Here is a 19,815-nt window from a genome sequence, read left to right as displayed (position 1 = left end):
CGTGCTCGCCGACAAGGTGGTGCTGGTCGCCGGGGTCGGTCCCGGCCTGGGCCGGGCGGTCGCGGTGCGGGCCGCTCAGCAGGGCGCCGACGTGGTGCTCGCGGCCCGTACCGAGTCCTACCTGACCGAGGTGGCCGGGAAGGTGACCGCGGCCGGCCGCCGGGCCCTGGTCGTGCCGGCCGACCTGACCGACGAGGACTCCAGCGCCGCGCTGGTGCGGACCGCGCTCGACCGGTTCGGCCGGGTCGACGGGCTGGTCAACAACGCCTTCGCGATGCCGCCGATGCGCAGCCTCGGCAAGGTGGACCTGGACGACCTGCGGGCCAGCTTCGACGTCAACGTGTTCGCCGCGCTGCGGCTGACCCGGCTGCTGACCCCGGCCCTGGTCGAGTCCGGTGGCGCGGTCGTGATGGTCAACTCGGCGGTGCTGCGCCACTCGCGGCGGCCGTTCGGGCCGTACAAGCTGGCCAAGGCCGGACTGCTCGCGGTCGCCCAGAACCTGGCCAGCGAGCTGGGCCCGCTCGGCGTCCGGGTGAACTCGGTGGCGCCCGGCTGGATCTGGGCGGACAGCCTGCGGATGTGGTTCGACTATCAGGCGAACCAGCGCGGCGTGCCGACCCGGCAGATCTACGACGAGATCGCCGCCGGCACCGACCTGCGCCGGCTGCCCGAGCCGGACGAGGTGGCCGACGCGGTGCTGTTCCTGCTCTCCGGGCTGGCCCGCGGGATCACCGGGCAGTGCCTGGACGTCAACTGCGGCGAGTTCCACCACTGAGGGGCCGGGATGCGGAGCGCGCGGACCGACGTCGGCACGGTGGACGACCTGCACGCCTCGGCGACCCGGCTGACCGGGCTGGACGACTTCGGGGCGGACGACTATCGCGACGGGCTGGTGGAGCTGCTCCGGTCGTACCGGGAAGAGGCGGCCCTGACCCCGCAGGGCAGCAAGGTGAGCCGGGGGTTCCTGCGCGCCGCGCTGGTGTCCCGGCTGCTCAGCGAGGCGGCGTGGCGGCAGTTCCCGGAGCACGCGGAGGTTCCGGTGCGGCGGCCGGTGTTCGTTACCGGGCTGCCGCGGAGCGGGACCACCGCGCTGCATCGGCTGCTCGCCGCCGACCCGGCCCATCAGGGGCTGGAGCTGTGGCTGACCGAGGCGCCGCAGCCGCGGCCGCCGCGCGAGACGTGGGACGAGCATCCGGTGTACGCGATGCTGCGCGCCGGCTACGAGCGGGCCGATCCGGCGTTGCTCGGCGCCCACCACATCGCGGCCGACCAGGTGGAGGAGTGCTGGCGGCTGCTGCGTCAGTCGATGATGTCGGTGTCCTTCGAGTGCCTGGCCCACCTGCCGGGCTACTCGGCGTGGCTGGCCGGGCAGGACTGGACCGTCGCCTACCGCCGGCACCGGCGCAACCTGCAGCTGATCGGCCTGCCCGATCGGGGCCGCCGATGGGTGCTGAAGAATCCCAGCCACCTGTTCGCGCTCGACGCGCTGCTGACCGCCTACCCGGACGCCGTGGTGATCCAGACGCACCGCGCGCCGCGCACCGTGATCGCGTCGGTGTGCAGCCTGAACGCGCGGGCCAGCGCCGGCTGGTCGCCGCTGTTCCGCGGCGCGGTGCTCGGGCGGGCGCAGCTCGACCTCTGGTCCCGAGGGCTGCGCAAGTTCGCCGCCGACCGGGCCCGGCACGACCCGGCACACTTCATCGACGTCGACTACGACGACTTCGTGGCCGACCCGCAGGCGACGCTCGACCTGATCCACGACCGGCTGGGCACGCCGCCGGGCCGGGTGTCGATGCCACCGCCGAGCGGCCCGGCCCACCGGTACGACCTGGCCGACTTCGGCCTCACCGCGGCGGACGTGGACGCGGCCTTCAGCCGAAGTGGCTGATCACCTCGTCGGCGAAGCGGCGCAGGCCGTCGCGTTTGGCGGGGAGGCCGGCGTCGAAGGGGGTGCCGTAGAAGCGCCACGGGACGACGATGGCGTCGGTGACGCCGGCGTCGGCCTGCTGGCGGAAACCGTCCAGGCCGAAGCGGTCGACGCAGACCGCCTGGATCTCGAAGGGCCGGTCGGCTCGGCCGTACTCGGTGCGCAGCTCGGTCAGCCGGTCGATCACCCGGCGCAGCTCGTCGAAGCGCATCATCGCCGACGACCAGCCGTCGCCGAGCCGGGCGGCGCGGCGCAGCGCCACGTCCGCGTGGCCGCCGACGTAGATCGGGACCGGCGCGGTCGGGGCCGGGCTCATCTGCAGGCGGCCGAAGTCGAAGTGCTTGCCGTGGAACTCCACCATGCCGCCGCCCAGGATCAGCCGCAGCACCTCGATCGCCTCGTCGCCGCGGGCGCCCCGGTCGGCGAACGGCGCGCCGCACCACAGCGACTCCTCCGGCGACCAGCCGAGCCCGACGCCGAGGCCGAACCGGTTGCCGGTCAGGTGGGCCACCGAACCGACCTGGCGGGCCAGCAGCACCGGGTTGCGCGGGCCGAGCTTGAGCACCTGCGTGTAGAACCGGATCCGGGTGGTGGCGGCGCCCAGCGCGGCGGCCGTGACGAGCGGGTCCGACCAGGGCGTCTCGGCGGTCCAGAAGCGGCTGCCGTCCGGCGTGTACGGGTATTTCGCGCTGACCTCCTCGGAGTAGAACAGCGAGTCGGGCAGCGCGACCGACGCGAAGCCGCACTCCTCGGCGGTGCGCGCCAGGTCGATGAGCTGGTCGAGCGGGCTGAGCGCGATCCCGAGGCTGAACTTCATCCCTGAACTGTAACGTGTTCTAATTCTTCCGGGAAGGTGTCGGCCAGGTCGAGGAGCTGCCGGGTGGCGCCGCCCAGCTGGAACTCGTGGCGCTTCGCGGCCAGGAAGTAGCGGTGCAACGGATAGTCCAGGTCCAGGCCGACGCCGCCGTGCACGTGGACCGCGGTGTGCAGCACCCGGTGGCCGGCCTCGGCGGCCCAGAAACCGGCGGTGGCGACCTCGGCCCGGCCCGGCGAACAGGCGGCCTGCCAGAGAGCCAGGCGCAGCGCCTCCACGTCGATGTAGGCGTCCGCGAGCCGCTGCGAGACGGCCTGGAAGGAGCCGATCGGGCGGCCGAACTGGACCCGGGACCGGGCGTGCCCGGCGGTCATCTCCAGGGCCTGCTCCACCACGCCGAGCTGGGCCGCGCAGGTGCCGACCGCGGTGTGCGCGGCGAGCCAGGCGGCGACCTCCGGGCCCTCCGGGACGTGCTCCGCGGTCAGCACCACCGTGCCCTGCCCGGCCGGGACGGCCAGCTGTGCGACGTGCTCGTCGGTGCCGAACCGGGCGATGGCCGACGCCGCCCCGACGATCGACGGGAGGTACGGCACGTCGGCGGCGGCGCGGCCCAGCTCGATCAGGATCGCGCACTGCTCGATCAGGCCGTAGCCTTCGCCGCCGGCCCGCTCGGGCAGCGCGGCGGCCAGCACGCCGGCCTCGGCCAGGGCCGGCCACAGCGGGCGGCCGGACGCCGCCAGGTCACGGGTGAGCGCGGCGAGGTCACGTGCCTCGTCGCTGAGCGAGAAGTCCATCGACCCTCCTGGCCGTGCTCCGGTCGTACCGGAAAGCGGGTTTCTATCTCTTGATCGGCAGGCCGAGCGCGCCGGCCGCGATGATGTCGCGCTGCACCTCGTTGGCGCCGCCGCCGAAGGTGAGGATCAGCGAGGCCCGGTGCATCCGCTCGATCCGGCCGTGCAGCAGCGCACCGGGCGCGCCGGCCCGCACCGTGGCGGCCGGGCCGAGCACCTCCATCAGCAACCGGTACGCCTCGACGGCCAGCTCGGTGCCGTAGACCTTGCCGGCCGAGGCGCGGACCGCCGTCGGCGCGCCGCCGCCACCGCTCGCCACCCGCCAGTTGAGCAGCTTGAGCACCTCGGTCTTGGCGTGCACCCGGGCCAGGTGCAGCCGGACCCACTCCCGCTCGATCGCCCGGGTCTCGATCGCCCACGCGGTGACCTCGTCGAGCGCGCGGCGCAGCGGGGCGGCCGAGGTGAGCGCGACCCGCTCGTGGTTGAGCTGGTCGGTGATCAGCCGCCAGCCGTCGTTCTCGGCGCCGACCCGGGCGGCGACCGGCACCCGGACGTCGGCGTAGTAGGTGGCGCTGGTGGTCGGGCCGGCCACGGTGCGCACCGGCGTCCAGGAGAAACCGGGCGCGCCGGTCGGCACCACCAGGATCGACAGGCCCCGGTGCCGGGGCGCCTCCGGGTCGGTGCGGCAGGCCAGCCAGACGTAGTCGGCGTACCGGATCAGGCTGGTCCACATCTTCTGCCCGTTGATCACGTACTGGTCGCCGTCGCGGACCGCGCGGGTGCGCAGCGCCGCCAGATCGGTGCCGGCCTCCGGCTCCGAGTAACCGATCGAGAAGTGCGCCTCACCCGCGGCGATCCGGGGCAGCAGCTCGGCCCGCTGCTCGGCGGAGCCGTGCCGGGCGATGGTCGGCCCGACCGTGTAGATGGTCAGGAACGGCACCGGCACGCCGGCCATCGCCGCCTCGTCCGCGAAGATCAGCTGGTCCATCCGGGACCGCCCGCCGCCGCCGTGCTCGACCGGCCAGCCCAGCGCCAGCCAGCCGTCCCGGCCCAGCCGGCGGACCACCGCGCGGTAGGCGTCGCCGTCGCCGTACTCCCCGTCGTCGTCGGTGAGCGCGGCGCGCAGCTCCGGCGTCATCAGGCCGGCGAAGTAGGCCCGCAGCTCCTGCCGGAGCTTCTCCTGCTCCGGGGTGTATCCCACGTGCATGGCGGCCGCCCGAGGTCATAGATTAGAACGAGTTCTAGCTTGGTCTCTCGGTGAGGGGGCGTCAACCGTGGAATCGGCGTATCTGGTGGCGGCGGCCCGCTCGCCGGTCGGCCGCCGCGGCGGCGCGCTGTCCGGGGTGCACCCGGCCGACCTGGCCGGGCAGGTCATCGCGGCGCTGCTCGACCGGGCCGGCGTCGACCCGGCCGAGGTCGACGACGTGGTCCTGGGCTGCGTCGACACGGTCGGGCCGCAGTCCGGCGACATCGCCCGGACCGCCTGGCTCGCGGCCGGGCTCCCGGAGCACGTGCCGGGCGTGACCGTCGACCGGCAGTGCGGGTCGGGGCAGCAGGCCGTGCACTTCGCGGCGCAGGCGGTGCTGAGCGGCACGGCCGGCCTCGTCGTGGCCGGCGGGGTGCAGAGCATGAGCCGGGTGCCGATCGGCAGCGCGATGGCGCCCGCCGGGCCCTACGCCGGATCGGCCGGCTGGGCGGCCCGCTACGGCGACCGGGAGGTCGACCAGTTCCGCAGCGCCGACGCCATCGCCGCGAAGTGGGCGCTGTCCCGCGCCGAGCTGGAGGACTGGGCGCTGACCAGCCACCGGCGGGCGATCCGGGCGATCGACGAGGGGCGGTTCCGGGCGGAGATCGGGACGGGCGGGGCCGACGAGGGGCCGCGCCGGGACACCAGCGCCGAGCGGATGGCGGCGCTGGCCCCGCTCCGGCCCGGCGGCGTCACCACGGCGGCGACCGCCAGCCAGCTCGCCGACGGGGCCGCGGCCCTGCTGGTCGCGTCCGGTGCGGCCGTGCGCCGGTACGGCCTGCGGCCGCGGGCCGCCGTCCGGCACCTGTCGGCTCGCGGCGGCGACCCGGTGCTGATGCTGACCGCGCCGATCGAGGCGACCGGGTACGCCCTGCGCCGGGCCGGGCTGGGCATCGCCGACATCGACCGGTTCGAGGTCAACGAGGCGTTCGCCAGCGTGGTGCTGGCCTGGCTGCGGGAGACCGGCGCCGACCCGGCCCGGGTCAACGTGAACGGCGGCGCGATCGCGCTCGGCCATCCGCTCGGCGCGACCGGCGCCCGGCTGCTCACCGGGCTGCTGCACGAGCTGGAGCGGTGCGGCGGGCGGTACGGCCTGCTGACCATGTGCGAGGGCGGCGGCCAGGCGAACGTCACCATCGTCGAACGCCTCTGACGCGCCGCGTGGCTGTCCGCGGATCCACGGCGCCGGTCTCGCCCCGGCTGCCCGACCGGCGGGTGTGAGCGCCCGCCAGGCCGGGGCCCGACCCGGGGTGCGCGCTCCTGCCGCGCACCCCGGTGGCAGCGCCTATCCGGCCGGTGACCGGACCAGCCGGGGATTGCCGGCCGAGCCGAACGCCAGCGATCCCAGCGGTGCCGGGACACCGGACTGCGGTGGGCCCAGCACCGCCAGCGCCTCGACCCAGTAGCGGACCATCGCCCGGCTGGTGCTGTCCTCACGGCTGACTCCCGCGTCGAGCCGGCCGCGCGCGGCCGCCGGGTCGGACAGCGCCAGGTCGGCGGCGAACAGGTCGCCCCAGACCCGCGGGCGGGGACCCAGCTCCCGTTCCCGGGTCTCGGACGGGCCGCGGTAGAACGAGCCGGCGGTCAGCGGGAGCAGCTGGATGCCCAGGATCGACTCCGGTTTCGGGTCGAACCAGGTGGCGTAGTCGACTTTGGCATCCCAGACGATCCCGGCGGTGGTGTGCGCGTAGCCCGCCGGCCGGGTCAGCCCGGCGCCGAGCCAGTACATCCGGGCCGTCGCCGCCTCCATCGCGTAGTGGGCCACGCCGTACCCGGTCATCGCCTTGTCGCCGCGGACCAGTCCCCAGCGGGTGACCGCCTCCCAGGCCGCGACCGCCTCGCTCGACGACTCCTGGTTGTTGCCGTCGGCGAACGGCGCGAAGCCGGAAGCGGCCGAGCTGCCGAGATAGGCGTTGAAGGCCCGGAACGGGGGCAGCCCGGACGCCGGCCCGATCGCGAGCGACCCGGCGTAGTCGCGGACGATCAGGTCGACCACGTCGCCGTAGTCGCGGGCGAACTGCGGGTCGGCCGACGCCAGCACAGCCGCGGCGCGGACCAGGTAGCCGTACTGGAAATGATGGTCGTTGTAGTCCTGGGCGCCGAACTCGGCCGGCACGGCGATCAGCCCGCCCCACGTCCCGTCGTAGCCGAAGTAGCGTCCGTCGGACGGCCCGGAGTAGGTCAGCCAGTCGATCAGTAGCGGCCGCAGGCGGGCGAGGGCCGCCGTACGTTCCTCCTTCGCACCCACCGCGGCAGCCACCTCGGCGATGGTGGCGAGCCGGCCGAGCTCCTTGAGCCCGAAGTAGCTGCCGCCCGCGCCTGCCGGGTCGGCCAGGTCCCGGGCCAGGTCGTCGCGGACCGCGCGGCTCGCCGCCGCGGTCAGCGGCACCTGCGGCACGGCGGTCAGCAGGCCCGGCATCGGCACCCGTACCCGCACCGTGTCGGCGGAGACCAGCGACATCGTCCCGCGGGCGTCCGGGTAGGAACCGGCCACGGCGGCCGGTCCGGGCAGCAGCCCGGTCTGCTGGTGCGGCAGCAGCGCCCACACCCCGGCGCCACCTCCGGCTCGCCGGGCGGTGAGCGTCTGGGTGACCGTTCCCGTCGCGGCGTCGTAGGCCATCGCGGCCGTGGTCCGCACGACCGGGTCGGCGGTGCTGGCCCGTTCCCAGCCCGCCTGGTCGCCGCCGTCCGGCACGCGGGCGACGGCCAGCTGCTCACCGGACCCGGTGACCGTGGAGCCGTTGAGTGCCAGGCCGTCGCCGATGACGTCCCACCGGCCGCCCGCGACGTCGAGCCGGGCACGTGCGGCCGTGCTCCCCACGTCGCGGAAAGCGCCGGTCAGGCTGGGCGTCGCGCCCCGGAACCGGAGCCAGAGCACCGGGCTGCCCTGCACCAGGGTGACGTCGACCGACCCGCCACCGGCCAGGTCCACGCGCAGCACGACGTGGAACGCGCCGTAGCCGGCCACCCGCACCGCCCCGGTCGCGGCGCTGACGGTCAGCGCCGGCAGGAACGGCGTGGTGATGGCGTTGGCGGAGGCGGTGACCGGTGCGCCGCTGATCTGCACGCCCGCGTCAGCGGCGCGCACCGCCAGCGGATGCGTCCAGATCGGCTGGGTCCGCGGCCCGGTCAGCGCGGAGCTCCACCACTGGTTGGTCGGCACCGCCTGGCCGGCGAGATCACCGGCCTGATCGGGGTTCTTCGTCGGCCGCGCTCCGGCCGGCAGGGTATCGGCGACGCTGCCGCTGCCGGCCACCCGGGGCACGGTGATCGCAGACGCCGAGGCGTCCTCCATGACCGGGCCGGCGTCCGGCGCCGCCGCCTCACCGGCCGGCTCGGCGGAGCAGGCGGCCACCGTGACCAGAGCCATCACCGCGGCCGCAGCCTGTAGACGAGGGCTCATGCGCTGTTCACCGCCGGGGTGCCGCCGGCGGCCGTGGTGGTGTCCACCACGGCGCGGAACCGCAGTCCCGGCACGAGCGTGCGCACGGTGGACAGGGCGGCCGGGTCGGGCCGCAACACGACGGTGAGCAGATCCGAGGGCGCCGCCGCGCCGCCACCGCCGACCTTGGCCTCGACCTCTTCGAGGGTGGTGGCGATCCGGCCGGGCAGACCGGGCCCCGAGACGTAGGCGGTCATCTGCAGCCGGAGCTCACGCAGCGTCTCGAGTGGCACGTCGACGCGGAAGGTGAGCTGGGACGGGTCGTAGAGGGTGATGATCGGCTCGCCGGCCCGGGCGATCTGCCCCGGTGCGACGTTGATCTCGGTGACGATGCCGGCGGCCGGCGCCTTCAGCTGCTGCACCCGCGGCCCGCCGCCGTCGGCGGTGCGGGTGATCGTGGCGAGGGGCGCGCCGGCGGTCACGCTGTCCCGCTCGGCGATCACCACCCGGTTGACGACCGAGGCGTCCGGCGAACCCACGGTGATCGGCTGGGCGGCCAGCACCGCCGTGCCGGCGTCCACCATGGTCCGCTCGGCGAGTCGTTGCCGGACGAGGTAGGTGCCGCCCGCGACAGCCGCCGCAAGCAAGATCAAAACCACGATCAGCGTACGCAGGAAGCGCAACACCGCCCGCCAGCGCTGTTTCCTCGGCGGGGCCGGCGCCGGTCCGGGCTGGTCGGCCGCACTCGGTGCGGAATCGGGTTCGATGCTGGTCTTCTCGATGGTGGTGCTCATGGTCACGCCTCTCTCGGAGGAAGTCGTCATGTCATCCCGGGCCGGCGCCGGTGCCAGGAGCGGGATCAGGCGGTGGCCGGAACCGGCTGCGGCTCCGAGCCGGACTCCAGGGCGATACGCGGCGGCGCGGGCAGCTCCCGGGTCACCGGCCGGCGCGTTCCCACCTCGGACACGGCGGGCGTCGTGAACCGGCGGCGGATCCGGCCACCGGTGACCGATTCGATGATCATCCGGCCGAGGATGAGCACGATCATGCTGGCCCAGCCGACGGAGAGCCAGGTCGGCGCCGGGTCGGCCATCACCAGGACACCGACGACGATGGCGGTGGCGTTCAGCAGCAACAGAGCGACCAGCGGCATGACGGCCCACAGCGACCGCGCGTCGTCGCCGCCGGCGTTGGTGGCCTTCCATTTCGCCGGCCGGCCGAGCAGCACGCCGACCAGCGCTCGCAGATGCACCGGGGTCGCGCCGATGCTGGCCACGATCGCGGACAGCTTGAACCCGCCGGACTGCAGCCAGGTGACCAGGAGCACGGCGGCCTGGAACGGCAGATAGTGGGTGGCCCACGCGAAGCCGTCGGCGCGGATCGGACTCAGCGCGAAGAGCAGGTAGAGCGACGGGAAGAGCATGAAGGTCAGCATCGCCAGGGACAGCAGGTAGTGCGTGCCGCAGAAGAGGTACTGCAGACGCTGGTCGATGGTGAGGCCGCTGCCGCGTTTGAGCAGCCGGCCGCGCAGCAGCACCTCGAAGCCGCCACTGGCCCACCGCATCTGCTGCTTGAGGTAGGACGGGACGTCCTCCGGGGCGAGCCCGCGGGCCAGCACCTGCGGTACGTAGATCGACTTCCAGCCGTCCTTGTGCAGCTCGATCGAGGTCCAGATGTCCTCGGAATTGCTGCCCGTCCAGATGCCGCCGATCCCGTCCAGCGCCGCCCGCCGGAACATGACGTTCGTACCGACGCAGAACGCGGCGTTGAAGTGGTTCTTGCCCGGGCAGACCAGCTCATAGAAGATGCGCTGGGCCTCGCCCGATCCGGTGGCGACCAGGTTGACGTTGTTGGTGTACGACTGCGGGGACTGCACGAACGCCACATCCGGGTCCTGGAAATGCGGCAGGATGCTGAGCAGGAAGGTGCGCTCGGGCACGTGGTCGGCGTCGAAGATGACGACGAACTCGCCGTCGGTGCGGGCCAGCCCGGCGTTGACGTTCCCGGCCTTGGCGTGCGCCCCGCCCGGCCGCCGCAGATAGCCGATCCCGGCCTCCCGTGCGACCTGCTGCAACGCGTCGCTGTCGCCGTCGTCGAGCAGGAAGGTGCGATGCGGCAGGTCCATGTCGCGGGCCGCGAGGACGGTGTCCCGCACCAGCGCGGGATCCTCGCCGTAGGCGGTGACGAACACGTCGATGGACGGCACGTCGGCGCCGGCCCGCAGCCGGTTGCGCCAGACCACGACATCCACCGGTTCGGGCTGGTCGTCGTGAGCCAGGATGGTCCACCAGGTGCCGATCAGGTGCAGGGCGGTCAGGCCCTCGGCAGCCAGCATGGCGACCCACAGCCAGGTGGGTCCGCGGTACGCCGGGTTGAGCAGGAACAGCTGGTAGAAGACGGTCGCGGCGAGCGCCGCGATGATCGCGACGCGGGTCGAGCGCTGCAGCTTCCGCCAGGCCAGGCGGGTGCCCGGCCTGGCCGAAGGTACGGGCGGTGCCGTCATGAATGCTCCCAGATCTTCGGCATTCAGCACCGTGGATTCGGTGCCGTTCCCTAGAGAACAGCAAAAGTCGAAGATTTGCGAGCGCTGCCGTCGATTGATCCGGAGGCGATGTTTCCGAGCTGTGCAATTGTCATTGCGGCCTTGCTGCCAGAATTAATCGATCGGTTCACCCATCGCTCTGAGCTGTGGCTACACTCCCGATCCGGTTAAGAATAAATGTCCTCTCGGAAACCGCCCGATGCGTCAATAAGTTGATCAGTGAGCGACGTTACAGCCCGCCGGGAACGGAAATGTCAGCCCCGAAACCTCCCGGGAATCAGACGGCGCCGATCGTGAAACATGCGATGCCCCGCGGTCGGTCCGGCCGAGCACGGGGCGATCACGGGAAGGTGTGGCCGGGCGCCTGAGCGGCGCACACCGTGCTGGGGGCGTCCGGCTCGCCGTGGTCGATCTCGTACCGGCACTCGCTGCAGCCCTGGTCGGGGAGGTGCTCCCGCCAATCGTGGCGACACTCGGCGCACACGCCGGAGAAGGGATGGGTGGCGCGTCGCCGCATGAGCTCTCGGTAGCGCTCCGCCACCCGGTCCGTCCATGTCATCCCGTCAAGGTAGACGGATGGTGCGCACCGGCCACGTCAGCACGCGTGGCGACGTGGCCGGTGCGGACGGGTCAGCTCGCCCGGCGCAGCGTCACGGCCGGGAAGTCGACCGGCACCCCGAGGGCGATGTTGACGTAGTTGGTGAACAGGTTGAGGGCGACCTGGGCGATCGTCTCGACGATCTGCTCGTCGCTCCAGCCCTGCTCGCGGACCGCCTCGACGTCCTCGGCGGTGACCTGACCATGCTCCTCGACCAGCTTCAGGGCGAAGCCGAGCAAGGCGGCGGTACGGGCGTCGCCGGACTCGCCGACCTGCGCGGCCGTGAGTTCGTCACGGCTCAGGCCAGCCTTCCTGCCGAGCACGGTGTGCGCAGCCAGGCAGTATTCGCACGAGTTGCGATTCGCGACCGCCACGGCGATCTGCTCGCCCAGGGCGGCGCCGAGGGTGCCGCCGGAGAACGCGCCGAACGAGCCCCACATGCTCCTCAGCGCGGCGGGCGAGTTCGCGACCGCCTTGAACATCGCCGGCACGGCACCGAAGGCGGCGTGGATCTGGTCCAGTTGCTCCTTCACCTCGCCGGAGGCGGCGTCGCGGTCGATCAGGGGCACGTTCGCCATGACTGATTCCCATCTTCGGTGAACACCCACGGGCGGGGGTTCGTGCCCCTAAGCCTGCCCGGCCCGCTCGGACGATACGTATCGGAAAGTCTTTGATTCTTAGCGGATCGTCCATAAGATGGCGGCGTGGAAGCTTCCGATCGGCTCACCCCGCTGCTGCAACGGTTCCGGGTCACCACCACGCTGTTCCACGCCGGCCCGCTCTGCGGTGTGACGACGTTCGCGGCCCAGCCCGGCCGCGGATTCCTGCACATCCTGCGGCGCGGAGAAATGGCGGTCACCCATCGGGAGCCCGGCGGCGCGGTGCGGCGGATCGAGATCGACCGGCCGACCCTGCTGTTCTACCCGCAGCCCCTCGACCACGCCTTCCACAACCCGCCGAGCGACGGCTCCGACTTCACCTGCGCGTCGCTCGACGTCGAGGGCGGGGCGACACATCCGCTCATGCGGGCACTGCCCCCGGTGCTCATCGTCCCGCTCGACGACATCGGGGGAGTCGAGCCGTTACTGCAGTTGCTGTTCGCCGAGGTCGACAACGTCCGCTGCGGTCAACGGCTCGTCGCCGACCGGCTGTTCGAGGTCGTCCTCATCCACCTGCTGCGCTGGATCCTCGACCACGTCGGCGACCTGGGCATCCCGTCGGGCATCCTGACCGGTCTCGCCGACCCGCGCCTGGCCCCGTCACTCATCGCACTGCACGAGTCGCCGGAAGCGGACTGGACGCTGGACAGCATGGCCTCCGCGGCGCGGATGTCCCGCAGCGCCTTCGCGGCCCACTTCAAAGAGGTCATCGGCGCGACCCCGGGGCAATACCTGACCCACTGGCGGCTCACCATCGCCCAGGAGCGGCTGCGCACCGGCGCCGCCGTGGCCACGGTCGCGACCGAGCTCGGCTACGCCAACGCGTCCTCGTTCTCCCGCGTCTTCGCCCAGCACCTCGGCACCGCGCCGAGGAAGTGGCTCGCCACGCCACCACAGTCACCGCTCTCGGCCTGAGCCCGAGTCCGGCGGCCGAGAGAGGAATCAGCAACGTGCCGGATCAGGAGCCGATCTTTCTGGAGGACTACCGGGACATCTCCAGGCTGGACCTGGATCGGTTCCCGTGCGCCGCCCAGTTCTCGGTGCGCTGGGCCGACGACAGGTTGGAGCTGGTGGATGAGCGGTTGTCCCTGTGTGTCGGGTTCCCGTGGTGGAGTCGTCATGACGTCGAGCAGGTGATCCAGAGCCCAGCAGGTGCGCCCGTCGGTGACGTCGACGAACCGTTCGACGATGAGGAGCAGGGTTGGCGAATTCTGATCTGGCGGCATGCCGGAACGGTCGGGATCATGGTGGGCGCCGACAACACCTTCAGTACGTGGTTCCGCGTGCCGCTCGACCGTTACCTGGCCGAGTGGGCGGCCCTGGCCACGACGTCCGGCGACGTCGGTCGAGGAAGTGTGACCCCTCGATCTGATGATCAACCCGGCTGGACCTCACACCGAGCCGTGCCGGGTTGAGCGATCACATCGACGGCAGGCCCGGTGGGTGGCGGTGCTCCGGATGGATCGCGGGGACGATCTCCGGGGCGGTAGGTCAGAGAGCGGCCGCGCCCAGCACCCACGGGGTGGTCTGGGTGATGAAGTCGGACGGGAAGCCGAGACTGAAATCGGTCGCCGCCTCCAGGCGGGTGGCCAGCTCCGGCGGCAGGGTGAGCGCCGTGCAGCCCAGGTTGTCGCGCAGCTGGTCGACGGTCCGGGCGCCGATGATCGGCAGCACGCCGGCGCGGCGGCGGGTCCAGGCCAGGGCGACCTGGGCCGGGGTGGCGCCCAGCTCGGCGGCGACCGCCTGGACGGCCCCGGCCACGGCGAGGTCCCGGTCGCTGATCGCGTCCCGGTCCAGCCGGGCCGGCCCGGCCGGGGCGCTGCTGTACTTGCCGGACAGCACGCCGCCGCCGAGCGGGCTCCACGCCGTCACGGAGAGGCCCAGCGCCTCGGCCATCGGCAGCAGCTCCCGCTCGGCGTCGCGGTTGATCAGGCTGAACGGCACCTGGAGGCCGGCGAACGGCGTCCAGCCGCGCCACTCGGCCAGCGTGTTCGCCCGGGAGACCACCCAGGCCGGGGTGTCCGACACCCCGACGTAGAGCACCTTGCCGGCGGTGACCGCGTCGTCGAGCGCCCGCATGGTCTCCTCGATCGGCGTGTGCCGGTCCCAGATGTGCACCCAGTAGACGTCGAGGTGGTCGGTGCGCAGCCGGCGCAGGCTGGTCTCCAGCGAGAGCCGGAGGTTCTTGCGATGGTTGCCGCCGCCGTTCGGATCGGCCGGGTCCCGGGTCACCGTGTACTTGGTGGCCACGACGAACCGGTCACGCCGCCCGGCCAGCAGCTCGCCGAGGATCTCCTCGCTGGCGCCACCGCGGTAGTTGACGGCGGTGTCGACGACATTGCCGCCCGCCTCGGCGTAGGCGTCCAGGATGCGCCGGCACTCCTCGATCGGCGCGCCGACGCCGCCCTGCTCGCCGAAGGTCATCGCGCCGAGCACCAACTCGGACACCCGCAGGCCGGTCCGCCCGAACGTCGTATACCTCATGCGACCGACCATACACGCTGTCTGGTCAACCCGTCCAGAACCAGTGTCCGGTACGCTGCGAAGTGTGACACCCCGCCGCGACGAAGCCCCGCCGGAGAGCACCGGCCTGCGCGAACGCATCCTCGACGGATTCCACGAGCTGCTGCGCGAGCGCACCTTCGACTCGCTCAGCGTGGCGGAGATCATCACCGCCGCGGGCGTCTCCCGGGCGAGCTTCTACTTCTACTTCGCCGGGAAGCAGGCGGTGCTGGCCGAGGTGGTGCGTCGCGCGGTCGGCGCCGGCCACCAGGCCGCGCAGCCGTGGGTGCGGGGGAGCGCGGACCCGCGCGAGGCGCTGCGGGCCGGGGTCGAGGCGGGCGCGGATCTGTGGCTGTCGCACGCGCCGGTGCTGCGCGCCATCGTGGAGAGCTGGGCCTCCGACCCGCAGCTGCGGGAGCTGTGGCTGGCCCAGATGGCGACGTTCACCGAGGCCGCGGTGGCCCGCATCGAGGCCGATCCGGCCCGGCTGGACGGGGTCGACGTGCGTGCCCTCGCCGCGTCGCTGACCTGGGCCGGGGAGCGGCTCTACTACCTGGCCGCGTGCGGGGTCCCGCCCTTCGACGACCGCGCGGTGCTGGTGGACACGCTGACTCACCTGTGGGTGTCGGCGCTCTACGACTGACCCGCGGGGCCGGGGGCAACGACGCCGATGGACCCGCCTCGTGGTGAGGCGGGCCCATCAGCGAGTGGTGCTCAGGGAATGCGGGTGGTGCTCAGGAGCAGAAGGTGTCCAGCGGCGTGAACCAGGCGGTCATCTCGGTCTCGAGGGCCTTGTCGACGTCCTTCTCGGTCTTGAACTTCGCGAAGAACGCGTCGTCGCCGGCGCTGGTGGTGATGCTCTGCGCGACCTTCTCGCCGGCCGCCTTGAGCTCCGGGTCCTGGGCCGCGCCGGTGGACTTGGTGACCTCGGCCGCCAGCTCCTTGAGCTTCTTGCCGGCGTCGGTGCGGGCCTGCTTCGCCTGGGCGGTGGCCTTCGCCTGCTTGTAGCCGATCATCTTGCCCAGCTCCTCGCCGAACTTCACCATCGACTGGCCGGAGAGCAGCTTGGTGAGGTCGCCGCAGGTCTTCTTGGTGTCGGCGGTGTAATCCGCGGCCGGGGCAGCCGACGTGGTGGCGGTGGTCGCCGCGGGCGCCGCCGGGGCGGCGGTGTCGTCGGACTTCGAACCGCAGGCGGTGCCGGTCAGCAGCAGGGCGCCCGTGGTAACGGCCAGGATGATGCGTCGCATGAGGTGGATCCCTGTAACTAAGTGAGCAAGACGGGACACTCTAGATCGAAATGGATCGGCGCCGCACCCTCCCGTCGGTCAGTCTGCGGAGCCCGATCGGCTCACCACGGGTCACCGCGGGTGGGTGAGGGCGGCCAGCCGGGCGTCCGCCTCGGCCATGATCCGGTCGATCAGCTCCGCGCAGGACGGCAGGTCGTCGATCAGGCCGGTGACCTGGCCGGCCGACATCACCCCGGCGGAGACCCGGCCCTCCACCATCGAGGCGCGCAGCAGCGCCGGCGTGTTCGCCGCCATCACGTTCCGGGTACGCCCGGCCCGCGCCAGCTCCCGCCAGGACATGCCCGACTCCCGGCGGAACGCCGCGGCGCTGCGCAGCGACCGGGCCAGCGTGGCCAGCCGGCCGGCCCGCTCCAGGGAGTCGACGAACGGCGTGCGCAGCACCCGGTGCGGCACCCCGTCGATCCGGGTGGTGACCACCGTCCCGGTCAGGTCGGCGGCCAGGTAGCGGCGCTTCACGTCGAGGGCGACCGGGCTGTCCGAGGTGAGCAGGAAACGGGTGCCCATCGCGATGCCGGACGCGCCGTAGGCGAGCGCCGCGACCAGGCCCCGGCCGTCGAAGAAGCCGCCGGCCGCCACCACCGGGATCCCGACCGCGTCCACCACCTGCGGCAGCAGCAGCGTGGTCGGGACCGGGCCGGTGTGCCCGCCGCCCTCGCCGCCCTGCACCAGGACCAGGTCGGCGCCCCAGGCGGCCACCTTCTCGGCGTGCCGGCGGGCGCCCACCGACGGCATGGTGAGCACGCCGCCGTCGGCACAGCGGCGGAGCAGGTCACGGGTCGGGGCCAGGGCGAACGAGGCCAGGCGCACCTCCTCGCGTACCAAAAGATCGATCTTGTCGGTGGCATCCGGGGCGTCGGCGCGCAGGTTGACGCCGAACGGGGCGCCGGTGCGGGCGCGGATCTTGTGCACGGTGTCCCGGAGCTGGTCCAGGCTCATCGTGGCGGAGGCGACGATGCCGAAGCCGCCGGCCGCCGACGTGGCCGCCACCAGACCGGCCCCGGCCACGTAACCCATGCCGGTCTGCACGATCGGATGCGGACAGCCGAGCAGCTCGGTGAGCCGGGTCCTCATCGCCGGCCGTCCGGGTCGAGCCGCTCGATGATCGCCAGTTCGGTGCCGGTCGGCTCCCTGGTGACCGGCACCTCGGACGGCACGGTCAGCGGGAAACCGGTCGCGGCCAGGACGTCGGCCACGGTCACCCCGGGATGCACCGAGCGCAGCCGCATCGAGCGGTCCGGGGTGGCGAAGTCCAGCACCGCCAGGTCGGTCACCACCACGCGGATCTCGACGGCGCCCCGGTCGTGACCGATCCCGGACACCATGTCGACGCGGTCGACGAAGACCCGCGGCTGGTGGCGCGGCACCCAGTAGCTGGTGGTGTGGTTGACCGTGTTGCCCGGCGCGCCGCGCACGCCGAGCAGCTGCCGGGTGGGCCGGTGCCAGTCGCCGACGCAGGAGATGTTCTGGTTGCCGAACCGGTCGAGCTGGCTGGCGCCCATCATCACGTGCCGGGTGCCGGCCGCGACCACGCCGAACACCGCGCGGAAGGGCAGCCAGCCCTCCGGCTCGTCGCCGTGCAGCAGGGTGGCCTCGCCGTCGGTGAGCAGCAGCTCGGGGGCGAAGGTGAGCTGGGCGAGCCGGGCGCCGAGCCGGGGGATCAGGCCGGTCGGCGAGGCCAGCACCGGGCCGTCGCCGCGCCACGCCTCGGCGCACGCCACCACGCAGACGTCGGCGCGGCTCATCGCGCGGCCACCGCCTTCTGGTAGTCGTCCTCGTCGCCGTCCAGGTAGGTGGCCCGGAACGTCGCCCAGTCGGCGGTCGCGTACTCCCGCTGGAACGCCTCGTCGCGGTCGTAATCGGGCACGCAGCTGGTGAAATGCGCCCCGTGCGGGGTCTCCACCACGCCGTCGACCATCATCCGGTTGAGCAGCAGGCCCTGCGGCGGCCCCTGATCGATCAGGTCCGCGGTGCTCACCAGCCGCTCGCAGGAGACGAAGCGGCGGCGGGCGGCCAGGCAGAACAGGTCGTCGAAATACGGGTCCGGCCCCAGGTAGCGCGCGTTGCCGCGCCGGTCGGCGCGATTCAGGTGGACCAGGGCCGCGTCCAGGGTCACGGCGGGCATCGCCACCAGGTCCGAGCGGTCCGGGTACGGCGACCGCACCGTCCGCAGACCGGGGTTGACCGTCATCACGTCGGACCCGAGCCCGGCCCGGATCGGCAGGAAGGGGAGCCGGTGCGCCGCCGCGAGCAGGCCCCAGTGGAGCATGCCCTCGTCGTACTCGGTCAGCTCGACCGTGCCGGCCTCGCGGGCCCGCCGGAAGTGCGGCTCCAGCGGGATGCTGTCCAGCGACACGAACCCGGTGACCACCCGCCGCACGCAGCCGGCCGCGACCAGCAGCCCGACGTCCGGCCCGCCGTAGGAGACCACGGTCAGGTCCCGCAGCCCGGCCCGGCAGACCGCCCGGACCAGCGCCATCGGCTTGCGCCGCGACCCCCAGCCGCCGATCCCGACGGTCATCCCGTCGCGCAGCTCGGCGACCACGTCGTCGACGCTCAGCACGGTCATCGCCGCTCCCCGAAGCTCCGCCGGGCCCGGTCGCCGGCGCCGTCGAGGGTCAGCTCGAAGGTGAAGCCCTGCTCGAACCGGTACGACCGCCGCACGTCGACCGGGTCGATCCCGTTCAGCGCCTCCTTGGCCCGCCGGATCACCACCGGGTCCTTGGCCGCGATCACCTCGGCCACCGCCCGGGCCGCGGCCGGCAGCTCGGCGGCCGGCACCACCTGGTGGACGCTGCCGAGCCGGTGCAGGTCGGCGGCGGTGACCGGACGGCAGGTGTAGACCATCGCCCGCATCAGGTGCGGGGGCACCAGCCGGGCCAGGTGGGTGGCCGCGCCGAGCGCGCCCCGGTCCACCTCGGGCAGGCCGAAGGTGGCGTCGTCGGCGGCCACGATCAGGTCGGCGTTGCCGGCCAGGCCGATGCCGCCGCCCAGGCAGAAACCGTGCACCGCGGCGATCACCGGGACCGGGCAGTCGTAGACGGCGGCGAACGCGGCGGCGCAGCCCCGGTTGGCGGCCAGCAGCACCTCGTGGCCCGGGTCGCGCTGCATCTCCTTGATGTCCACCCCGGCGCAGAAGCCCCGGCCCCGGGCGGACAGCAGCACCACCCGGGTCGCCGGGTCCGCGCCGGCCGCGGTGATCAGGTCGGCGAGGGACTGCCAGCCGGCCGCCGGCACCGCGTTGACCGGCGGGAAGTCGAGCACTATCTCGGCGATCGGAGGTTCGCCCATGGAGGCAGGCTAACCTAGCGCTTGCTTGGTGAGCTAGCCTCGCGCCATGGACCCTCTCGACTTCACCGGCCGCGGTGTGGTCGTCACCGGCGGGACCCGGGGGATCGGCGCCGCGATCGCGTCGGCGTTCCTGGCCGCCGGCGCGCGGGTGCTGGTCTGCGGCCGCGGCTCCTACGACGGGCCGGCCGGCTTCCACCGCGCCGACGTCCGCGACCCGGAGCAGGCCGCCGCGCTGGTGGCCGCGCTGGACGGTCCCCTCGACGTGCTGGTGAACAACGCGGGCGGGGCACCCCCGATCCCGGCCGCGACCGCCTCGCCCCGCCTGCACGCGAAGATCATCGAGCTGAACCTGATCGCCCCGTTGCACGTCGCCCAGGCGGCGAACGCGGTCATGCGGGCCCAGCCCGGCGGCGGCGTGATCCTGATGGTGGGCAGCGTCAGCGGCACCCGGCCGTCCCCCGGCGGCGCCGCCTACGGCGCGGCCAAGGCCGGCCTGCACCACCTGGCGACCAGCCTGGCCGCCGAGTGGGCCCCGGCGGTCCGGGTCAACAGCGTCGTGCCCGGCCCGGTCGCCGGCCTGCTCGACCCGGAGGCGGTGGCCCGCACGGTGCCGATGGGCCGCCCGGCCACCCCGGAGGACGTGGCCGGCGTCTGCCTGATGCTGGCGTCGCCGCTCGCGTCGTACGTGACCGGCGCGACGGTCACGGTCCACGGCGGCGGCGAGTGGCCGGGCTACCTGCCCCCGCTGCGGTGAGCGGT

General features: G+C 73.2%; 21 protein-coding genes. 7 read left to right on the top strand and 14 right to left on the bottom strand.

Features of this window, described 5'->3' with window-relative positions; translation table 11 throughout:
* The first annotated feature begins 1 nt into the window (after nucleotide 1).
* Nucleotides 2–775 (top strand): SDR family oxidoreductase, encoded by a 774-nt coding sequence (locus BJY16_RS43140; protein ID WP_185045478.1) that lies wholly within the window; start codon nucleotides 2–4, stop codon nucleotides 773–775.
* Nucleotides 776–784: 9 nt separating this feature from the next.
* Nucleotides 785–1,888 carry a sulfotransferase family protein gene (locus tag BJY16_RS43135; RefSeq protein WP_185045477.1) on the top strand — a complete coding sequence of 368 codons (1,104 nt, stop codon included), beginning with the start codon at nucleotides 785–787 and terminating at the stop codon, nucleotides 1,886–1,888.
* Here the strand turns inward: BJY16_RS43135 and BJY16_RS43130 are convergent.
* Genes BJY16_RS43130 through BJY16_RS43120 form a run of 3 tightly spaced genes read right to left on the bottom strand, consistent with a single transcriptional unit; the run spans nucleotide 1,872 to nucleotide 4,739 of the window.
* Nucleotides 1,872–2,744 (bottom strand): TIGR03619 family F420-dependent LLM class oxidoreductase, encoded by an 873-nt coding sequence (locus tag BJY16_RS43130; RefSeq protein WP_185045476.1) that lies wholly within the window; start codon nucleotides 2,742–2,744, stop codon nucleotides 1,872–1,874. The two genes, BJY16_RS43135 and BJY16_RS43130, sit on opposite strands and share 17 nt — an antisense overlap.
* The gene (locus BJY16_RS43125; protein ID WP_185045475.1) at nucleotides 2,741–3,535 is read right to left on the bottom strand and encodes an acyl-CoA dehydrogenase family protein; all 795 of its coding nucleotides are present in this window, start codon (nucleotides 3,533–3,535) and stop codon (nucleotides 2,741–2,743) included. Before BJY16_RS43125 ends, BJY16_RS43130 begins: the two co-directional genes overlap by 4 nt.
* 43 nt (nucleotides 3,536–3,578) lie before the next feature.
* Nucleotides 3,579–4,739 carry an acyl-CoA dehydrogenase family protein gene (locus BJY16_RS43120; protein WP_185045474.1) on the bottom strand — a complete coding sequence of 387 codons (1,161 nt, stop codon included), beginning with the start codon at nucleotides 4,737–4,739 and terminating at the stop codon, nucleotides 3,579–3,581.
* 67 nt (nucleotides 4,740–4,806) lie between these two features.
* On the opposite strand from BJY16_RS43120, the gene BJY16_RS43115 reads away from it, so the two are divergent.
* Entirely contained in the window at nucleotides 4,807–5,931 is a 1,125-nt protein-coding gene (locus BJY16_RS43115) for an acetyl-CoA C-acetyltransferase (RefSeq protein WP_185045473.1), read from the top strand.
* Nucleotides 5,932–6,063: 132 nt separating this feature from the next.
* Here the strand turns inward: BJY16_RS43115 and BJY16_RS43110 are convergent, their stop codons facing one another.
* From BJY16_RS43110 to BJY16_RS43090, 5 genes are all read right to left on the bottom strand, one after another.
* Nucleotides 6,064–8,181 carry a glycosyl hydrolase gene (locus BJY16_RS43110; protein WP_185045472.1) on the bottom strand — a complete coding sequence of 706 codons (2,118 nt, stop codon included), beginning with the start codon at nucleotides 8,179–8,181 and terminating at the stop codon, nucleotides 6,064–6,066.
* Nucleotides 8,178–8,954 carry a biotin/lipoyl attachment domain-containing protein gene (locus BJY16_RS43105; RefSeq protein ID WP_185045471.1) on the bottom strand — a complete coding sequence of 259 codons (777 nt, stop codon included), beginning with the start codon at nucleotides 8,952–8,954 and terminating at the stop codon, nucleotides 8,178–8,180. The genes BJY16_RS43110 and BJY16_RS43105 overlap by 4 nt, the downstream gene beginning before the upstream one ends.
* Nucleotides 8,955–9,019: 65 nt before the next feature.
* Nucleotides 9,020–10,663 (bottom strand): glycosyltransferase family 2 protein, encoded by a 1,644-nt coding sequence (locus tag BJY16_RS43100; RefSeq protein ID WP_185045470.1) that lies wholly within the window; start codon nucleotides 10,661–10,663, stop codon nucleotides 9,020–9,022.
* A gap of 379 nt (nucleotides 10,664–11,042) precedes the next feature.
* On the bottom strand, nucleotides 11,043–11,261 hold the full coding sequence (locus tag BJY16_RS43095) for a hypothetical protein (protein WP_185045469.1): 219 nt from the start codon (nucleotides 11,259–11,261) through the stop codon (nucleotides 11,043–11,045).
* Nucleotides 11,262–11,332: 71 nt separating this feature from the next.
* Entirely contained in the window at nucleotides 11,333–11,878 is a 546-nt protein-coding gene (locus tag BJY16_RS43090) for a carboxymuconolactone decarboxylase family protein (RefSeq protein WP_185045468.1), read from the bottom strand.
* A gap of 126 nt (nucleotides 11,879–12,004) precedes the next feature.
* On the opposite strand from BJY16_RS43090, the gene BJY16_RS48865 reads away from it, so the two are divergent.
* Together BJY16_RS48865 and BJY16_RS43080 are read left to right on the top strand one after the other, a co-directional pair.
* Nucleotides 12,005–12,874, top strand: a complete 870-nt coding sequence (locus BJY16_RS48865; RefSeq protein WP_185045467.1) for an AraC family transcriptional regulator — start codon at nucleotides 12,005–12,007, stop codon at nucleotides 12,872–12,874.
* Nucleotides 12,875–12,909: 35 nt separating this feature from the next.
* A complete protein-coding gene (locus BJY16_RS43080) occupies nucleotides 12,910–13,374 on the top strand; it encodes a hypothetical protein (protein WP_185045466.1) in 465 nt (154 codons plus the stop codon).
* A gap of 76 nt (nucleotides 13,375–13,450) precedes the next feature.
* On the opposite strand, the gene BJY16_RS43075 is transcribed toward BJY16_RS43080, so the two are convergent.
* Nucleotides 13,451–14,443, bottom strand: a complete 993-nt coding sequence (locus BJY16_RS43075) for an aldo/keto reductase (RefSeq protein ID WP_185045465.1) — start codon at nucleotides 14,441–14,443, stop codon at nucleotides 13,451–13,453.
* Between the two features lie 64 nt (nucleotides 14,444–14,507).
* Between BJY16_RS43075 and BJY16_RS43070 the strand changes: the two genes are divergently transcribed.
* Nucleotides 14,508–15,104, top strand: coding sequence for a TetR/AcrR family transcriptional regulator (locus tag BJY16_RS43070; RefSeq protein ID WP_239177943.1), 597 nt, complete (start codon nucleotides 14,508–14,510; stop codon nucleotides 15,102–15,104).
* A 91-nt stretch (nucleotides 15,105–15,195) separates the two neighbouring features.
* On the opposite strand, the gene BJY16_RS43065 is transcribed toward BJY16_RS43070, so the two are convergent.
* From BJY16_RS43065 to BJY16_RS43045, 5 genes are all read right to left on the bottom strand, one after another.
* Nucleotides 15,196–15,708: a hypothetical protein gene (locus tag BJY16_RS43065; RefSeq protein WP_185045463.1), complete on the bottom strand. Its 513-nt coding sequence runs from the start codon at nucleotides 15,706–15,708 to the stop codon at nucleotides 15,196–15,198.
* Between the two features lie 111 nt (nucleotides 15,709–15,819).
* Nucleotides 15,820–16,839 (bottom strand): NAD(P)H-dependent flavin oxidoreductase, encoded by a 1,020-nt coding sequence (locus BJY16_RS43060; RefSeq protein ID WP_185045462.1) that lies wholly within the window; start codon nucleotides 16,837–16,839, stop codon nucleotides 15,820–15,822.
* Nucleotides 16,836–17,510: a CoA-transferase subunit beta gene (locus BJY16_RS43055; protein WP_185045461.1), complete on the bottom strand. Its 675-nt coding sequence runs from the start codon at nucleotides 17,508–17,510 to the stop codon at nucleotides 16,836–16,838. Before BJY16_RS43055 ends, BJY16_RS43060 begins: the two co-directional genes overlap by 4 nt.
* A complete protein-coding gene (locus BJY16_RS43050; protein WP_185045460.1) occupies nucleotides 17,507–18,334 on the bottom strand; it encodes a CoA transferase subunit A in 828 nt (275 codons plus the stop codon). The genes BJY16_RS43055 and BJY16_RS43050 overlap by 4 nt, the downstream gene beginning before the upstream one ends.
* Nucleotides 18,331–19,056 carry an enoyl-CoA hydratase family protein gene (locus tag BJY16_RS43045; RefSeq protein ID WP_185045459.1) on the bottom strand — a complete coding sequence of 242 codons (726 nt, stop codon included), beginning with the start codon at nucleotides 19,054–19,056 and terminating at the stop codon, nucleotides 18,331–18,333. Before BJY16_RS43045 ends, BJY16_RS43050 begins: the two co-directional genes overlap by 4 nt.
* A gap of 46 nt (nucleotides 19,057–19,102) precedes the next feature.
* On the opposite strand from BJY16_RS43045, the gene BJY16_RS43040 reads away from it, so the two are divergent.
* On the top strand, nucleotides 19,103–19,810 hold the full coding sequence (locus BJY16_RS43040) for an SDR family oxidoreductase (RefSeq protein WP_185045458.1): 708 nt from the start codon (nucleotides 19,103–19,105) through the stop codon (nucleotides 19,808–19,810).
* Nucleotides 19,811–19,815: the final 5 nt, after the last annotated feature.

The sequence above is a fragment of the Actinoplanes octamycinicus genome, from assembly GCF_014205225.1.
Lineage (GTDB): Bacteria > Actinomycetota > Actinomycetes > Mycobacteriales > Micromonosporaceae > Actinoplanes > Actinoplanes octamycinicus.
The sequence above is the reverse complement of the archived record's forward strand: the minus strand, read 5'-3'. Positions and strand labels throughout refer to the sequence as shown.

Excerpts from the sequence above, each read along its gene's own strand:
- BJY16_RS43120 (WP_185045474.1), bottom strand. The coding sequence starts at position 4,739 with ATGCACGTGGGATACACCCCGGAGCAGGAGAAGCTCCGGCAGGAGCTG.
- BJY16_RS43130 (WP_185045476.1), bottom strand. The coding sequence starts at position 2,744 with ATGAAGTTCAGCCTCGGGATCGCGCTCAGCCCGCTCGACCAGCTCATC.
- BJY16_RS43100 (WP_185045470.1), bottom strand. The coding sequence starts at position 10,663 with ATGACGGCACCGCCCGTACCTTCGGCCAGGCCGGGCACCCGCCTGGCC.
- BJY16_RS43090 (WP_185045468.1), bottom strand. The coding sequence starts at position 11,878 with ATGGCGAACGTGCCCCTGATCGACCGCGACGCCGCCTCCGGCGAGGTG.
- BJY16_RS43105 (WP_185045471.1), bottom strand. The coding sequence starts at position 8,954 with ATGAGCACCACCATCGAGAAGACCAGCATCGAACCCGATTCCGCACCG.
- BJY16_RS43060 (WP_185045462.1), bottom strand. The coding sequence starts at position 16,839 with ATGAGGACCCGGCTCACCGAGCTGCTCGGCTGTCCGCATCCGATCGTG.
- BJY16_RS43040 (WP_185045458.1), top strand. The coding sequence starts at position 19,103 with ATGGACCCTCTCGACTTCACCGGCCGCGGTGTGGTCGTCACCGGCGGG.
- BJY16_RS43065 (WP_185045463.1), bottom strand. The coding sequence starts at position 15,708 with ATGCGACGCATCATCCTGGCCGTTACCACGGGCGCCCTGCTGCTGACC.
- BJY16_RS43075 (WP_185045465.1), bottom strand. The coding sequence starts at position 14,443 with ATGAGGTATACGACGTTCGGGCGGACCGGCCTGCGGGTGTCCGAGTTG.
- BJY16_RS43050 (WP_185045460.1), bottom strand. The coding sequence starts at position 18,334 with ATGACCGTGCTGAGCGTCGACGACGTGGTCGCCGAGCTGCGCGACGGG.
- BJY16_RS43055 (WP_185045461.1), bottom strand. The coding sequence starts at position 17,510 with ATGAGCCGCGCCGACGTCTGCGTGGTGGCGTGCGCCGAGGCGTGGCGC.
- BJY16_RS43125 (WP_185045475.1), bottom strand. The coding sequence starts at position 3,535 with ATGGACTTCTCGCTCAGCGACGAGGCACGTGACCTCGCCGCGCTCACC.
- BJY16_RS43045 (WP_185045459.1), bottom strand. The coding sequence starts at position 19,056 with ATGGGCGAACCTCCGATCGCCGAGATAGTGCTCGACTTCCCGCCGGTC.
- BJY16_RS43135 (WP_185045477.1), top strand. The coding sequence starts at position 785 with ATGCGGAGCGCGCGGACCGACGTCGGCACGGTGGACGACCTGCACGCC.
- BJY16_RS43110 (WP_185045472.1), bottom strand. The coding sequence starts at position 8,181 with ATGAGCCCTCGTCTACAGGCTGCGGCCGCGGTGATGGCTCTGGTCACG.
- BJY16_RS43095 (WP_185045469.1), bottom strand. The coding sequence starts at position 11,261 with ATGACATGGACGGACCGGGTGGCGGAGCGCTACCGAGAGCTCATGCGG.